This window comes from Pseudomonas sp. WC2401, assembly GCF_041200115.1.
In the GTDB taxonomy this organism is placed as follows: Bacteria; Pseudomonadota; Gammaproteobacteria; order Pseudomonadales; family Pseudomonadaceae; genus Aquipseudomonas; species Aquipseudomonas fragi.
In genome coordinates, this window is the sequence record NZ_CP165623.1 from 4537982 (window position 1) to 4553862 (window position 15881).

The 15881-nt window shown below is 56.7% G+C and carries 15 protein-coding genes and 1 pseudogene; 7 read left to right on the forward strand and 9 right to left on the reverse strand.

Annotated elements, in window-relative coordinates; translation table 11 throughout:
- Positions 1 to 30: 30 nt before the first annotated feature.
- Together AB3G35_RS20795 and AB3G35_RS20800 are read right to left on the reverse strand one after the other, a co-directional pair.
- Positions 31 to 1383, reverse strand: coding sequence for a GntP family permease (locus tag AB3G35_RS20795; RefSeq protein WP_016782100.1), 1353 nt, complete (start codon positions 1381 to 1383; stop codon positions 31 to 33).
- Positions 1384 to 1468: 85 nt separating this feature from the next.
- Entirely contained in the window at positions 1469 to 2002 is a 534-nt protein-coding gene (locus AB3G35_RS20800; protein ID WP_016782099.1) for a gluconokinase, read from the reverse strand.
- Between the two features lie 229 nt (positions 2003 to 2231).
- On the opposite strand from AB3G35_RS20800, the gene AB3G35_RS20805 reads away from it, so the two are divergent.
- Positions 2232 to 3263 carry a LacI family DNA-binding transcriptional regulator gene (locus AB3G35_RS20805; protein WP_029611559.1) on the forward strand — a complete coding sequence of 344 codons (1032 nt, stop codon included), beginning with the start codon at positions 2232 to 2234 and terminating at the stop codon, positions 3261 to 3263.
- Between the two features lie 183 nt (positions 3264 to 3446).
- Here AB3G35_RS20805 and AB3G35_RS20810 read toward each other — a convergent pair whose 3' ends face one another.
- Both AB3G35_RS20810 and AB3G35_RS20815 read right to left on the reverse strand, forming a co-directional pair.
- On the reverse strand, positions 3447 to 4019 hold the full coding sequence (locus AB3G35_RS20810) for a methyl-accepting chemotaxis protein (RefSeq protein WP_369782763.1): 573 nt from the start codon (positions 4017 to 4019) through the stop codon (positions 3447 to 3449).
- Positions 3996 to 4766 (reverse strand): annotated as a pseudogene (locus tag AB3G35_RS20815) (PAS domain-containing protein); the annotation flags it as partial. The pseudogene AB3G35_RS20815 and the gene AB3G35_RS20810, both read right to left, overlap by 24 nt.
- A gap of 607 nt (positions 4767 to 5373) precedes the next feature.
- Here AB3G35_RS20815 and AB3G35_RS20820 point away from each other — a divergent pair.
- Complete coding sequence (locus tag AB3G35_RS20820) at positions 5374 to 5820, forward strand: GNAT family N-acetyltransferase (protein ID WP_169909384.1); 447 nt, start codon at positions 5374 to 5376, stop codon at positions 5818 to 5820.
- Here the strand turns inward: AB3G35_RS20820 and def are convergent.
- Complete coding sequence (def, locus tag AB3G35_RS20825; RefSeq protein WP_086798432.1) at positions 5774 to 6313, reverse strand: peptide deformylase; 540 nt, start codon at positions 6311 to 6313, stop codon at positions 5774 to 5776. The genes AB3G35_RS20820 and def overlap by 47 nt on opposite strands.
- A gap of 2 nt (positions 6314 to 6315) precedes the next feature.
- Positions 6316 to 7269 carry a YihY/virulence factor BrkB family protein gene (locus AB3G35_RS20830; RefSeq protein WP_016782093.1) on the reverse strand — a complete coding sequence of 318 codons (954 nt, stop codon included), beginning with the start codon at positions 7267 to 7269 and terminating at the stop codon, positions 6316 to 6318.
- Between the two features lie 281 nt (positions 7270 to 7550).
- Here AB3G35_RS20830 and AB3G35_RS20835 point away from each other — a divergent pair, with 281 nt between their 5' ends.
- Complete coding sequence (locus AB3G35_RS20835) at positions 7551 to 7931, forward strand: hypothetical protein (protein ID WP_016782092.1); 381 nt, start codon at positions 7551 to 7553, stop codon at positions 7929 to 7931.
- Positions 7932 to 8202: 271 nt separating this feature from the next.
- On the opposite strand, the gene fadD1 is transcribed toward AB3G35_RS20835, so the two are convergent.
- Positions 8203 to 9894, reverse strand: a complete 1692-nt coding sequence (gene fadD1 / locus AB3G35_RS20840) for a long-chain-fatty-acid--CoA ligase FadD1 (RefSeq protein ID WP_016782091.1) — start codon at positions 9892 to 9894, stop codon at positions 8203 to 8205.
- A 329-nt stretch (positions 9895 to 10223) separates the two neighbouring features.
- Positions 10224 to 11912 (reverse strand): long-chain-fatty-acid--CoA ligase FadD2, encoded by a 1689-nt coding sequence (fadD2, locus tag AB3G35_RS20845; protein ID WP_095040028.1) that lies wholly within the window; start codon positions 11910 to 11912, stop codon positions 10224 to 10226.
- Positions 11913 to 12134: 222 nt separating this feature from the next.
- Between fadD2 and AB3G35_RS20850 the strand changes: the two genes are divergently transcribed.
- Positions 12135 to 13079 carry an alpha/beta hydrolase gene (locus AB3G35_RS20850; protein ID WP_016782089.1) on the forward strand — a complete coding sequence of 315 codons (945 nt, stop codon included), beginning with the start codon at positions 12135 to 12137 and terminating at the stop codon, positions 13077 to 13079.
- A 77-nt stretch (positions 13080 to 13156) separates the two neighbouring features.
- Complete coding sequence (locus tag AB3G35_RS20855; protein ID WP_016782088.1) at positions 13157 to 13627, forward strand: MaoC family dehydratase; 471 nt, start codon at positions 13157 to 13159, stop codon at positions 13625 to 13627.
- A gap of 120 nt (positions 13628 to 13747) precedes the next feature.
- Here AB3G35_RS20855 and AB3G35_RS20860 read toward each other — a convergent pair whose 3' ends face one another.
- A complete protein-coding gene (locus AB3G35_RS20860) occupies positions 13748 to 14215 on the reverse strand; it encodes a PA2169 family four-helix-bundle protein (protein WP_083369599.1) in 468 nt (155 codons plus the stop codon).
- A gap of 208 nt (positions 14216 to 14423) precedes the next feature.
- On the opposite strand from AB3G35_RS20860, the gene AB3G35_RS20865 reads away from it, so the two are divergent.
- Positions 14424 to 14660 carry a DUF3820 family protein gene (locus AB3G35_RS20865; protein WP_016782086.1) on the forward strand — a complete coding sequence of 79 codons (237 nt, stop codon included), beginning with the start codon at positions 14424 to 14426 and terminating at the stop codon, positions 14658 to 14660.
- A 12-nt stretch (positions 14661 to 14672) separates the two neighbouring features.
- Positions 14673 to 15866 (forward strand): aminotransferase class V-fold PLP-dependent enzyme, encoded by a 1194-nt coding sequence (locus AB3G35_RS20870; RefSeq protein ID WP_095040030.1) that lies wholly within the window; start codon positions 14673 to 14675, stop codon positions 15864 to 15866.
- Positions 15867 to 15881: the final 15 nt, after the last annotated feature.

Consider the following 15881-nt stretch of genomic DNA (forward strand, 5'->3'; position numbering starts at 1 on the left):
GCAAGCCCGCTCCCACAGGTTTGGTGGCGCTTAAACCACCAACGACAGCAGCAGAATAAAGATCAAGCCGACAATCGACAGAATGGTTTCCATCGCAGTCCAGGTCTTGAAGGTTTCAGCCACGGTCATGTTGAAGTACTGCTTCACCAGCCAGAAACCCGCATCGTTGACGTGAGACAGGATCAACGAACCCGCGCCGGTCGCCAGTACCAGCAACTCGCGGTTCACACCCGGAATCAAGTCCACCACCGGCAACACAATCCCTGCCCCGGTAATGGTCGCCACGGTCGCAGAACCCGTCGCGATACGAATCACCGCTGCCACCAGCCAGGCCAGCAGGATCGGCGAGATTTGCGCGTTCACGGCCATATGGCCGATCACGTCACCCACACCGCTGGCTACCAGCATCTGCTTGAAACCGCCGCCCGCACCAATGATCAGAATGATCGCTGCGGTAGGGGCCAGGCTTGCGTCCAGCAGCTTGAGGATACGCTTGGAGTCGATCCCCTGACGGGCGCCAAAGGTGTACAGCGCCAGCAACAATGCCAGCAACAGCGCGCTGATCGGGTGACCGATCATGTCCATCCACACGCGGAAGAAGTTGCCGTCAGGCAGCGCAACGTCTGCAAACGTCTTGAGCAACATCAGGAACACCGGCAACAGCACGGTCACCAGAGTGATGGAGAAGCTTGGCAGGGTGCTGGATTCCGGCTCGCTGGCCAGTTGGTCCATCAGGTCCTGGGAAGCATGCCCCGGGATGTACTTGGCGATAAACGTGCCGTAAATCGGCCCGGCAATGATCGCGGTCGGCAGCGCTACGATCAGACCGTACAAGATGGTCTTGCCGATATCGGCACCAAACACGCCAATGGCCAGCAGCGGACCCGGGTGCGGTGGTACCAGCCCGTGTACGGCGGACAAGCCGGCGAGCAGCGGGATGCCGATCTTGATGATCGACACGCCGGTACGGCGCGCAACGATAAACACCAACGGGATCAACAGCACAAAGCCGATTTCGAAAAACAACGGAATACCGACCAGGAAGGCGGCAAACATCATTGCCCACTGCACCTTGTCCTTGCCGAAGGCACGGATCAGGGTGCGGGCGATCTGGTCTGCCCCCCCGGAGTCGGCCATCATTTTGCCAAGCATGGTGCCCAGTGCCAGGATGATCCCGACAAAGCCCAGCACGCCACCAAAACCGTCCTGGAACGACTTGATGATCAGGTTGGCAGGCATGCCGGCAGTCAGGCCCAGAAACGCCGAGGCAATAATCAGGGCGATAAAGGGGTGCAACTTGAATCGGGTGATCAAAACGATCAGGCCGATAATGGTCACTACTGCATCAAGCAGCAGAAACGTATTGTGGGACATGCCTAGCATGGGGCTTCTCCTGCCTTTTTGTTGTTATCAAGTACGGGGGTGCCGCTACGGCCGAGGCAGATAGCGCTATCTGTTTGAAACAACATCATGAAGTTGCCATTACCGTCTGCTCGCTCCACCAGTCTCGGGCGGCGCTTGCTAATTGTTTAACGTTCATCTGAGCTGCGTTGAGGGTCAGCACCAAAGACTCATTGGTCGGTGATTCAAGTGCAGCGAACTGGCTGTCGATCAGGGTCTTGGGCATGAAATGCCCCGGACGATCGGCCACTCGGGCAGCCGCAACCTCGGGGGTCAGCTCCAGGAACACAAAGCCCAGACCGTCTACCGAACTGCGCAGGCGCTCGCGGTAACGCAGTTTCAGTGCTGAACAGGTCAGCACCGGGCGCTGCCCATTGGCAACCGCACGACGCAATTCATCGCACAGGCTGTCAAGCCAGCCGGCGCGATCTTCATCGGTCAGGGGGATGCCGGCACTCATCTTGGCAATGTTGGCCGCCGGGTGAAAAGCATCGCCTTCAATCGGGGTCGCGCCATTGAGCTGGCACAGTGCCTGGCTAACGCTGGATTTGCCGCAGCCGGCAACACCCATGATGACCAGAGCAGTGATAGGTTGACTCATGAAACACCTCAGTCCGTAGACAGCGCTGTCTTTGTTCATGCGTTCAATACTTGAAAGCAAAGCACAAAGCTTAGGCTACCGACGTCTATTTCTCATTTTTATGGGGAGACGCGGAGACGCTCTCGACATACAAAGCTGGGGTAACTGATTTACACGCAATCAGGCAATTGCGGGTCCGATTGGACAGCGCTACCTTAGTGACTTGTTTTTTGTTTGGCAAGCCGCCCTGATGACCACCTCCAAAAACGATAAAAACACCCGAACCACGGGTCGCCCTACCCTTAATGAAGTTGCCCGCCTTGCGGGGGTCAGCCCCATCACCGCTTCGCGCGCTCTGCGCGGCATCAGCAGCGTCGCCACCGAGCTCGCTGCAAAGGTGCGCATTGCGGCCGACGAGCTCAATTATGTGGTCAACCCGGCTGCCCGGGCGCTGGCCTCGGCACAGAGCCACTCGGTGGTGGTGCTGGTGCCTTCATTGTCCAACCTGTTGTTTATCGACACCCTCGAAGCCATCCATGACGTATTACGCCCCCGGGGCTTTGAAGTACTGATCGGTAACTTTCACTACTCGCGCGACGAAGAAGAAAACCTGCTGCGCAACTATATGGCCTACCAGCCACGCGGGCTGTTGCTGACAGGCTTTGACCGCTCCGAAAGCTCGCGCCGGATGATCGAGACCAGCAATGTGCCCTGCGTGTACATGATGGAGCTGGATGCGGCCGAGGGTGTGAACTGTGTCGGTTTTTCGCAGTTGCAGGCTGGGGAAACCGCCGCCCGCCACCTGATCTCCCGTGGTCGCCGACGCCTGGCCTATATCGGCGCCCAGCTTGATCAGCGCACGTTGCTGCGTGGCGAAGGGTATCGCCGTGCCTTGCAGGAGGCCGGTTTGTACAACCCGGATCTGGAAATGCTGACGCCTCGCCCGTCTTCCGTCGGCCTGGGCGGGGAACTGTTCCTGCAATTGCTGGCCAGCCATCCGCAGGTGGATGCGATCTTTTTCGGCAACGACGACCTTGCCCAGGGCGCTCTGCTGGAAGCCGCACGCACCGGCATCAAGATTCCGGAGCAAATCGCCATATTGGGCTTCAACGACCTGCCGTCGTCGGAGTTTATGGTGCCGCGCCTGAGCAGCATTCGCACCCCCCGCGAAGCCATTGGCCGTCGCGCAGCCGAGCAAATGCTGACCTTGATGGCCGGTAACAAAGTGGCCAACCCGGTGCAGGACATGGGCTTTGAGTTGATGGTGCGCGAAAGCAGTTAAAGCTCCCACAACAAACTCCGTAGCAGCTGCCGAAGGAACGAGGCTGCGTCCGGCTGCGCAGTAGTCGCAATCCTGGTGTGCACGATCTCACTGAAACACCGGGGCCGAATGGTTCTGCGAGCGCTTCGCACTCGAACGTAGCCTCGCACGGCTCGTCAACTGCTACAGGGGGTTGCTGCAGCTTTAATGCAGTTGCAACGTCGAGTTGAACTGGCTGATGGCATCGACCACATGCCGGGAGCCTTGCTGGATTTCCAGGATGGCCTCCCCCGCTTCATTGGCCAGCGACACGCCAAGGCCGGTGCGGCTCAGGCTCGATTGCATGCTGGTGACCGCGCTCAGCGACAAGTCATGGTTGCGGCGCACCACCTCGACAATTTCCAGGGTGGCGGCGCTGGTGCGCGCTGCCAGGCTGCGGACCTCATCGGCCACCACGGCAAAACCGCGACCATGCTCGCCCGCCCTCGCAGCCTCAATTGCAGCATTGAGTGCCAGCAAGTTGGTCTGGTCGGCAATCCCGCGGATGGTCTGCACGATCTTGCCGATACTGTCCGACTGCTTGCTCACCGCATCAATGCTCTGCGCTGCTTCATTGAGATCTTTGGAAATAGCTTCGATGATTTGCACGGTTTGCTGCACCACCTGCGAACCTTTCTGCGCACAGGCATCGTTTTGCACTGAAGTACTGTGGGCCGATTCAGCAGCCGTTTGCAGATTCGTGACCTGAGCGGTGATATCACTGGCGAACTTCACCACCTTGTACAAGCGCCCCTTGGCATCGAAGATCGGGTTGTAGGACGCCTCGAGAAACACCGTATGCCCGTATTTATCGACCCTCTCAAAACGTCTGGAATGGAACTCCCCGCGATTAAGCGAAGCCCAGAAGGCTTTGTAGCCAGCCGACTCGGCCTCACTGCGGCGACAGAACATACCGTGGTGCTGGCCGACAATTTCGCTCAATGAGTAATGCATGGTGTCGAGAAAGTTCTGATTGGCATTGATCACCCGCCCGTCAGGTGAAAACTCGATCACCGCCATCGACCGCCCCAGGGCATTCACGATGCTCTGGTTTTCGTGCTCTTTGTTGATGCGGTCGGTGATATCCGACGCGACCTTGATCACCCGGGTAACCTGCTGGTCTGCACCGACAATGGGCATGTAGCTGGCTTCCAGCCACACCTCGCGCCCTGCCTTGTCGAGCCGTGAAAAGGTGCCACTCAAGGCGGCGCCTTGGCTCAGATCCCGCCAGAAATGGCTGTACTCGCTGGATTTGACGTAAGCCTCTTCACAAAAAATCCGGTGGTGCTTGCCGCGAATCTCGTCGGCGGTGTAGCCCACTACCCTGCAAAAGTTCTCGTTGGCCTCCAGGATAGTACCGTCGGGGGCAAATTCAATAATCGCCATAGAGCGGCTGACCGCCTCCAGCTTGGCCGTCATGTCATTTAACGCGTCGTTAAGACGGTGATTCTCAAGCAGGTCGGCTTTGCGATGCGAATTAAACATGGCTCAATCCCTGGAGGTGCTGTCTATTGATAATTCAAAAGTTTCAAGACACAGCCAGTCAGCTGGGTTTCTCACTCTTAACGTTAGAGCTGTACACACTTCAAGGGTTTGAGCTCTTATGGCCACGGCCCCGTAAACAAAGAGCATAGCTAGCCAAATCACGCGCGCAAGCAAATTGCCATCAACCTGCGACGGAACGCTCACGCTTCAAAAACTTACCAAATGGATGATGCCCAATTTAAAAGTAACAGGGTCCCGACGAGCGAGTCCCTGCGAAAATCTACTTAATGGCCAAACAAGCCGACGTCAGTTTTCTTGGCCTTTTTATCAGCGCGTTTTTCATCAGCTGTTTTGGCGGGCTTTTTCTTCGCTGCTTTTTTTGAATCCATACCTTTAGACATGTTATGCACTCCAGCAATCAGGATTGTTAACTGAGGTATAGCACTGATCCGTGGTGAACTTGCATTTAAAGTCAGTTATTCAAAAAAGAATGCGATTATGTACGTTTTAATTTCGAATACAGCTCACTCACACTATTCAGCCAACCCGCAGAAATTTATCTTTTGATTATTTATACTACGCGCCCCTTCCTTGAGCCTGTGGACTTATGACTGCCATTATTTACGCCCCGCTTGAAGCGGTTCTATGGCCATTGATGAACAAGTTTTATCGCGCACATCAATCATCGATGAAAGCGGTCAGGGATGCGCAGTTATGGGTAGCACGTCAGGAGGAGATTATTGCCGGCCTATGTTTGCGGCCGATGGCACACGGCTACTGGTTGACCGGGTTGTTTGTCGCGCCAGAGCTACGCGGCCAAGGGGTAGCCGGGGCACTGGTCAGCCAGGCAGTCGCCGCCTGCGATGGCCCGGTCTGGTTGTTCTGCGACCCGCAGTTGCAGGGTTTCTATGAAAAACTCGGGTTTAGCCTGGACGTAGAGTTGCCCCACGCCCTGCACGAGCGGCTGGTTCGCTATCAACGCAACAAAGCGATGATAGCGATGGGCCTTACTCCTTCGTGCCTGGCTCCAGATCAGGAAACAGCACCTCAATAAAACCGAATTTGCTGAAGTCCTTGATCCGCGAAGGGTACAGACGACCGATCAAGTGATCGCACTCATGCTGCACAACCCGCGCATGAAACCCCTCTGCAACCCGTACGACTGGCTCGCCTTTAGGGGTGAAACCTTCGTAACGGATCTTGTGAAAGCGCTCTACGACCCCGCGCAGGCCCGGCACTGACAGGCAGCCCTCCCAGTCTTCCTCAAGCGCCGGGCTCAAGGGCGTGATCAAGGGGTTGATCAGGATGGTCTGGGGCACGGCCTCGGCATCCGGGTAGCGCTCGCTGTGCTCAAAACCAAAGACCACCAATTGCAGGTCAACACCAATCTGCGGCGCTGCCAGGCCCACGCCGCCAGCGTGCTCCATGGTCTGCAACATGTCGTCGAGCAATTGCCAGAGTTCTGGCGTGTCGAACATTTCAACCGGTACCGGCCGGGCTACGCGCAATAGACGCTCATCGCCCATTTTCAGGATTTCACGAATCATAGTCAGGTTTCATCTGAAGTGGCTTTAAGGGAGTGGTCGCGGCCAAGGCCGGATACATGCTGCTTGGGATCAGAATCGTCAGACTCATCGAATGTCTTCTCGCCGGGGTTCTTGCCTTCAGCCGACATATGCTCGATCACGGCATTCATTTCAGCACCCAGCAACAACACCGCCGATGAAATGTAGAAGTACAGCAGCAGCACGATGATTGCACCGATACTGCCATACATGGCGTTGTAGTCTGCGAAGGTTTTGACATAAAAAGCAAAACCCAAAGACGCCACGATCCAGACCACCACGGCCAGTACCGAGCCCGGCGTAATAAAGCGAAACTTCTGCTCCACATCGGGCATCACGTAATACATCAATGCCACGGCTACCATCATCAGCAAAATAATCGCCGGCCAGCGCAGGATGGTCCACAACGTCACGACAAAGTCTTCAAGGCCCACCTGCCCCGCCAGCCAGCTCATGACTTGCGGCCCGAGCACCATCAGTGCGGCGGCCACCAGCAGCATGCCGGCAATGCCAATGGTGTAGAAAATCGACAGCGGAAAACGCTTCCAAATGGGCCGTCCTTCAACCACGTCATAGGCGGCGTTCATCGCACTCATCATCAAGCGCACACCCGCCGAAGCCGTCCACAGCGCAATCACGATACCCACCGAGAGCAGGCCACCCTTGGATTGCTGCAGCTGGTCGATCACCGGGTTGACCTGCTCCAGCGCCTGCGGCGGCAGGACCAGTTCAGACTGCAGGCGCAGCCAGGTAAAGAAATCAGGCAGATGCAAAAAGCCGATCAATGCGATCAGGAACAGAATGAACGGGAATAACGAAAACAGCATTTGATAGGCCAGCGCCGAGGCGTAGGTCGACATTTCATCGTCGATAAATTCCTTGACCGTTCGGATCAAGACTTTGCCCAAAGGCAGGCCGTTCAAGCCTGGGAATAACATAGCGTCTCCTTTCGCCGCATCGTTAATGAGGTCAACACGCCTCCAAGCGAAGGGTTTTACCTAAAAGTAGCCCAATTGGCGACTTTGAAAACACCGGATCGCCAAACCCGTAAAAAGGCCAACCCAACATTGACCCTGTGGCCCGGCATCGAGTTTCATTTATTTTCTGCCCATCATTTCGTCGATCAGCGCAGGTTGGGCTTTATGTTTGCCCGCTAACCCCCGAGAATACGCGACGTATTCAGGCTATGGCGCTGAAGATCCGCAATTGTAGGAAGGTTATGAAACTCGATAAAAAGCTGGCTATTGCCCGCAGAAACCAGGAACTCGGCGGCGCGGTACTCGGCGTCAACAACTGCCATTTCGCCGCACTGAACACCAACAAGAACATCTGGTGGTTCGATATTCCGCTGGCTCGTCTGGCTGTGGGCCAGTACGAATGGGTGCATTTGTTGCTGCACACCCCAAGCACCGACGAACTGCTGCACCTGAAGGTGACCACTGCATTCCTGCGTGAAAAGCGCGAAGGCATGGTAGTACGTGCGACGCACAAGCGTACGCCGACCATGAGCCTGGAGTTGAGTGCGGACAAGGATTCCTATTTGCAGGACGTTCGCCCTACAGGTACTGGTGTTAACTTCGCACAGTTCTTGCAGAAATAAACCCAAGGGCCAAAACCTGTGGCCGACCTGTAGATACTCTGTTGCAGGTCAAGCCCAACCAAAAGCCCCTCACCCTAACCCTCTCCCGGAGGGCGAGGGGACTGACCGCACGCGGCCTGAAAATCTCCATAGATCAGCGCCCTCTCCCTCCGGGAGAGGGTTGGGGTGAGGGGCTTTCAGCCATCACTTTTTCCCCAGCTGCTACAACAGGTCTTGGCCGTTTCAAAATGAAAAAGCCCCGCAATGCGGGGCTTTTTCGTATCCAGGCCGGTTACTTCTTGAGACCCAGCTTTTTCAGTTCTTCATCGCGCAACTCACGACGCAGGATCTTGCCTACGTTGGTAGTCGGCAAGCTGTCGCGGAACTCGACGAATTTGGGCGCTTTATAAGCCGTCAGATTGGCGCGCATATGCTTCATGACCTCATCCTTGGTCAAGGTCATGCCCGGCTTGACCACGATAAACACCTTGATCAGCTCACCGGTTTTCTCATCCGGAATACCGATTGCCGCAGACTGCAGCACGCCAGGCAAGGAAGCCATGACATCTTCCAGCTCATTGGGGTACACATTGAACCCCGACACCAGAATCATGTCTTTTTTGCGGTCGACAATCCGGATATAGCCATCAGGCTGAATCACGGCGATATCACCGGACTTCAACCAGCCTTCACTGTCCATGATTTCGGCGGTAGCGTCAGGGCGCTCCCAGTAGCCTTTCATGACTTGCGGGCCCTTGATGCACAGCTCGCCGACTTCACCCAGCGGCAGCTCTTCACCGGCATCGTTGATCACTTTGCACAAGGTCGAAGGCACTGGAATGCCAATGGTGCCAACCTGGATGCTCTGGGCCGGGTTGACCGTGGCCACCGGGCTGGTTTCGGTCATGCCGTAACCTTCGCAGATCGGGCAACCGGTCACGGTTTTCCAGCGCTCGGCCACCGACAGCTGCAAGGCCATGCCGCCCGACAACGTCACCTTGAGGGCCGAAAAGTCCAGCTTGCGGAACGCTTCGTTATTGCACAACGCCACGAACAGGGTGTTAAGGCCCACAAAGCCGGTGAACTTCCACTTGGACAGCTCTTTAACCATCGCCGGCAAATCCCGGGGGTTGCTGATCAGTATGTTGTGGTTACCCAGCAACATCATCGCCATGCAGTGAAAGGTAAAAGCATAGATGTGGTACAGCGGCAGTGGCGTGATCAGGATTTCACAACCTTCATCGAGGTTGGAAGCCATCAGCGCCTTGCACTGCAACATGTTGGCAATCAGGTTGCGGTGGCTCAGCATCGCGCCCTTGGCCACACCGGTGGTGCCGCCGGTGTATTGCAGCACGGCAACATCACTGCTTACCGGGCTGGCTTCCTTGACCGGCTGGCCCTGCCCCTTGCTCAGCACATCGTTGAACTTGATGGCCTGCGGCAAGTGATAAGCCGGGACCATCTTCTTCACATACTTGATGACGCTGTTGATCAGTACGCGCTTGAACGGCGACAGCATGTCGGCCACTTCAGTGACGATCACATACTTGACCGAAGTCTGCGGCACGACCTTTTCGGCCAGGTGCGCCATGTTCGCCAGGCACACCAGGGCCTTGGCGCCGGAATCCTTGAATTGGTGTTCCATTTCCCGCGCGGTGTACAGCGGGTTGGTGTTGACCACGATCAAGCCGGCGCGGATGGCTCCGAACACAGCGATCGGGTATTGCAGCAGGTTGGGCAACTGCACGGCGATGCGATCGCCCGGCTGCAGGTCGGTGTGCTGTTGCAACCAGGCTGCAAACGCGCCGGACTGCTCATAAAGCTCACCGTAGGTGATGGTTTTGCCGAGGTTACTGAACGCCGGTTTGTCGGCGAACCGCTGACAAGATTCCCGCAGTACCGTCTGAATATTTGGGTATTCATCAGGATTGATCTCAGCAGCAATCCCAGCTGGGTACTTATCCTTCCAAAAGCCTTCAATCATGGAAGCCCACTCCTCAGCGTCGCGAATTCTTCACCGCATCGGGTGCGGTTCTTATTTGTTTGATTTTTATAATGGAAAGCTCTGACTTGCTCTTACCCTGAAGTCACAAAGCGCGCCGAGAGTAGCAGCTTTGCCAAAGGCCGCCTAGAGCCTGCAAGCGTGTTTAGAGTCACATTCCTGACTGTAGGACAATCCAAAGTCATCATTAGTGCAAATACTCTATTAGCTTCGAGAACCCTCTATACCGGGCTTTTCAGAGCATTATCATAGACATAAAAAAACGCCCGCAGCCTTTCGGCATACGGGCGTCTGTCGCCAGGCTGTAAGAATCAGACGGTATCACGCAACTCACGACGCAGGATTTTCCCCACCGGCGTCATGGGCAAGGAATCACGCAATACAATCTGCTTGGGCACCTTGTAGCCGGTGAAATTGTCCTTGCAGTAGGCCTTGAGCTCTTCAACCGTCACCCCGCCTGCGCGCGGCACCACAAACAGCTTGACCGCCTCCCCCGTGCGCTCGTCGGGCACCCCGATAACCGCGCAATTGGCCACCTGGGGATGGGCCATGACGATGTCTTCGATTTCATTGGGGTACACATTGAAACCGGAAACGATGATCAGGTCTTTTTTACGGTCGACGATGCGGACAAAGCCGTCCGGGTCGATCACCGCTATGTCACCGGTCTTGAACCAGCCCTCGGCGTCCAGCACCTCGGCCGTGGCCTCAGGGTTTTGCCAGTAGCCCTTCATCACTTGCGGGCCTTTGACACACAACTCGCCCCGCTCGCCCAGGCCCAGGTCAACGCCCTCATCGCTGATGACCTTCATGGCGGTGCCCGGCACCGGCATGCCCACCGTGCCCAGCCGTGCCAGCTGGCCGCAGGGGTTGGCGCTGGCCACCGGCGATGTTTCCGTCAGGCCGTAACCTTCGACGATACGACAACCGGTAAGTTTTTCCCAACGCTCGGCAGTGGCCTTGACCAGCGCGGTACCGCCCGAGTTGGTGATCTTGAGCCCGGAGAAGTCCACTGACTTGAAGTCCGGGTGGTCCATCAGCGCGACAAACAGGGTGTTAAGCCCCAAAAAGCAGGTGAACTTCCAGTTTTTCAGCTCCTTGATAAAGCCCTTGATGTCACGCGGGTTGGTGATCAGGACGTTATGGTTGCCCGTGACCATCATGCCCATGCAATTGGCCGTGAATGCATAGATATGGTAGAGCGGCAACGGCCCGATCATGATCTCGCGCCCGTCCTTGAGCATCGGCTGGCCATCCGCGCCGTGCTGGGACAGGCACGCGCGCAGTTGCTGCATATTGGCGATCAGGTTGCCGTGGGTCAGCATCGCGCCCTTGGGCAGGCCGGTGGTACCGCCGGTGTATTGCAGCACTGCAGTGTCATCCAGCCCGACCACCAGCGGCCGGATTACCTGCCCGGCACCGCGGCGCAACACGCTCTTGAAGGAAACGGCCTGGGGCAGCGAGTAGGCCGGTACCAGTTTTTTCACCTTGTCGACCACCAGGTTGGTGATCCAGCCTTTGGCGGCCGGCATCATGTCGCCCATTCTGGCTTCGATCAGGTAGTCGATTTCAGTGTCTTGCAGCACTTCCTGCACACGCTTGCCGAACATGTTCAGGTACACCAGGGCACGAATGCCGGCGCTCTTGAACTGATGGCGCATCTCGCGCGAGGTGTAGAGCGGGTTGGTGTTGACCACAATCAGCCCGGCACGCATGGCGCCAAACACGGCAATCGGGTATTGCAGCGTATTGGGCATTTGTACGGCGATCCGGTCACCCGGCTTGAGATCGGTGTATTCCTGCAGGTAACCGGCAAACGCGGCACTGTGGCGCTCAAGCTCGGCATAGGTGATGGTCACACCCAGGTTGCTGAAGGCCGGGCGATCCGCAAACTTCTTGCAGGAGCGTTCAAATACGTCAACGACCGACTTGAAGGCCGTCATGTCGATATCCAGCGGTACACCGGCAGGACGTTTGTCATTCCAGAAATCAGGTTGCATTGTTTTTATCCTCGTACCTGAGTGTGCCTGGCCGCGTCTTTCACTCACTGGAAGACAGCAATGAAAAGCGGAATATGCGGACGTTAACAGTTATCAAGTAGTAGGCAAATACAGCGATCTTCGCCATTTACATCTTGAATCTTATTGCTACGCGATGGCCTGTTAAGTGGCTGCAGCGCAAATGCGCTATACACTGCTACGACAACATGTAAAGGAATTGCCATGACCGCCGAGACTTTTTGGCTGGAAACGAATGACCGCAGCGGTCTGTTCGTTCACCAGTGGCTGCCCGCTGGCACGCCCAAGGCCATTGTGCTATTGGCTCATGGCATGGCCGAACATAGTGGCCGCTATGCCTGCCTGGGCCAGACGCTGGGTGATGCCGGTTTTGCCCTGTATGCCCATGACCAGCGCGGCCACGGCAAGACGGCCGGGCATGGCACCCTCGGCTACTTTGCCGACCACGACGGCTGGTGCACGGTGGTCAGCGACGTGGCCAGCCTGAGCCGGCATATCAGCCAGAGCCATCCCGGCGTACCGATTTTCCTGCTCGGGCACAGCATGGGCAGCTATATCGCACAGGCGTACTTGATGCATCACGGCGCCAGCCTGCAAGGGGCGATACTCAGCGCCTCCAACTTCCAGCCGGTGGCGCTCTATCGTGCCGCCAGCCTGATTGCCCGTTTCGAGCGTTGGCGCCAGGGGCCAAAGGGGCGCAGTGCGTTGATCGAGTGGTTGTCATTCGGCTCGTTCAATAAAGCCTTCAAACCCAATCGCACGCCTTATGACTGGCTCAGCCGGGACCCGGTCCAGGTCGATGCTTACGCCAGCGACCCGCTGTGCGGCTTTCGCTGCACCAACCAACTGTGGATCGATCTGCTTGGCGGGTTGCAGCAAATCAGCAAAGCGTCCAATCTCGCTCAGATCGATCCGGGCCTGCCTTTACTGATAATGGGTGGCGAATGTGATCCGGTGAGTGAAGGCAAGCGTCTCACTGATCTGGCCAACGCTTTGCGAAGTGCCGGCAATCGTCAGTTGCAACTTAATTTGTACCCGCAGGCGCGGCACGAACTCTTCAACGAAACCAATCGCGACGAAGTCATGGCTGATGTCATTGCCTGGCTCAACCAGGCCTTGAGCCGCACACGGCCTGCACGCAGCGAATGAGCAAAACAGACTTTCAATTAAAAAGCTTTTAAAATCATAGACTTAAAACCAAACACTCGTCACAGGACATGCGCTAGATGACTCAGGTTACCAACACCCCGTACGAAGCCCTCGAAGTCGGCCAGACTGCCAGCTACAGCAAAACCGTCGGAGAGCGTGACATTCAGCTTTTTGCGGCCATGTCCGGCGACCACAACCCGGTGCACCTTGACCCTGAGTTCGCCGCCGCGACCATGTTCAAAGAACGCATTGCCCACGGCATGTTCAGCGGTGCGTTGATCAGTGCCGCCGTGGCCTGCGAGCTGCCTGGCCCGGGCACCATCTATGTCGGCCAGCAGATGAGCTTTCAGAAGCCGGTAAAAATCGGTGACACCCTCACCGTACGCCTGGAAATCCTGGAAAAAATGCCCAAGTTCCGCGTGCGCATTGCCACTCGCGTGTTCAACCAGCGTGATGAAATCGTGGTGGATGGCGAAGCCGAAATCATCGCTCCGCGCAAGCAGCAGACCGTGACCCTGCCGGTATTGCCAGCGATCAGCATTGGCTAAAAATGAATGTGGGAGCGGGCCTGCTCGCGATTGCATCAGCTCGGTTAATATGATTCACCGAGTTGTTTGCATCGCGAGCAAGCCCGCTCCCACATGTGTGGATCTACAGCGTCAAGCTAATCATGCACGGGCACGGGCCTGATTGCGCAGTGCCTTGACCTGATCGTGGTTACGTTGCACGCCGTGATACTGACGCTCGACCAGATCACGAATACCCACCAGGTTGTGCTTGCTGATTTTTTCCAGCGCTTCTTTGTAAGCTTTTAGCGCATGGTCTTCGCCGCGCTCGGCTTCGTTGAGCACCGCTTCTTCGTCCTTGCCGGTAAACACCGATTTGACGTCCACCCAACGGCGGTGCAAGTCACCTGCCACACTGGTGCTGGTTTCCGGGTCGCCTCCCAGGGCACGCACCTGAGCCTGCAGTTCGGCAGCGGCGGTTGCACATTCAGCCGAACGCTTGGCAAACAGCGCCTTGAGCTCCGGGTGCTTGATATCTTCGGCACAGGATTTAAACCCTTCCTGACCGTCTTTGCTGGTTTCGATCAAATCGTTCAGGACGCTAATGGCTTCTTTATTGAGATCAGTCATTGTTCAATTCCTTACAAGGTTGAGGATCGTGCAATAGAGATTGCAGGGCTCGTGCCAGTTTTTGAATTAAATAAAATCCTTAAAAATCAATAAGTTAATAAATAACGAAAAATCTGTATCCGGTTTTTATGCATGATCTGTCAATTGGCCTTCATGCAAATTGCCTGTATTTTTCATCCCATGCCTGTACGCACTTGAAGGCCACTGCATGAACCCCGAAAAACTCGAACTGCTGGTCACCCGTGAAATGCCCTTTGGCAAATACAAAGGCCGAATCATTGCCGACCTGCCTGGCCAGTACCTCAACTGGTTTGCCCGCGAGGGGTTCCCCCATGGAGAGCTGGGCGGCTTGCTGGCCCTGATGCAAGAGATCGATCACAACGGCCTGTCGGACCTGCTCGACCCGTTGCGCGCCAAACACTCAAAACCCAAACCTCGCCATTAATAGAGTTGCCCCATGCCAAGGATTGAAGACAACGCCCGCGACGAACACTTCTGGCACGCCATCGCCCAGCGTTACGACATAGCTATGGGGCCGATCAATCTGGAAAACGGCTACTTCGGGCGCATGACTCGCGAAGTGGCACAGGACTACCAGCGCAATATCGACTTTATTAACCGCCACAACTCGGTGCCTGTGCGCCAGCACTTCGATACCACCCAGGGCCTGGAAATTCGCGATTCGCTGGCCGGGCTGCTCGGTGTGGCCCCTGCCGGCCTGGCGCTGACCTTTTGCGCCTCAGATGGCCTGCAATCATTGATCCGCAACTACAACGGCCTGCAAGCGGGCGACCAGTTGCTGATCAGCGATCTGGAATACCACAGCGTCGAGTACGCCATGCGTGGGGTTGCACGCCAACGCGGCCTTGAAATTATCGAAATTTCCCACACCCACCCCGCCACGTTTGAAAGCCTGGTGGCCAGCTATCGCCAGGCGTTTGAGCGCAACCCGCGGATCAAGCTGATGGCCCTCACTCACGTTACCCATCGCACCGGCCTGGTCATGCCTGTGGAAGCGATTGTTGCGGCGGCAAAAGAGCATGGGGTGGACGTGATTCTCGATGGTGCCCATGCCCTGGGGCAGATCGAACTGGACCTGCCGGCACTGGGCGTGGCCTTTGCCGGTTTCAACCTGCACAAATGGATTGGCGCACCACTGACCCTGGGCCTGATGTATATCGACCCGCAGCGCCTGGGTGACATCGACCCCGATATGGGCAACGAGCGCTACCCCGAGCCGGATGTGCGCAACCGCGCCGTGTATGGCACGGTCAACATCCCGGCCTGGCTGACCCTGACCAAGGTGCTGCAGGAACACCATGAGATGGGCGGCGCCAGAGGCAAGGGGGCCCGGCTCAACTACCTGCGTAACCTGTGGGTCAGCGAGGCGCGCAAGATTGAGGGCATTGAAGTGCTGGTCAGTGATGATCCGCGGCTGTACTGCGCGATCACCTCACTGCGCTTTACCCATGTGCAGGATCAGCAGCCGATGGCTGAACGCCTGCTCAAGGATTACAACCTGTTCACCGTAGCGCGCAATGGCTCGGCGTGCGGCAGTTGTATACGCATTACCGTAGGGTTTGCCACTACGCTGGAAGACATCAACCAGCTGGTACGGGCGTTGCGCGAGCTTTCGCAAGCTCATGCATAACCCTTGTGGGAGCGG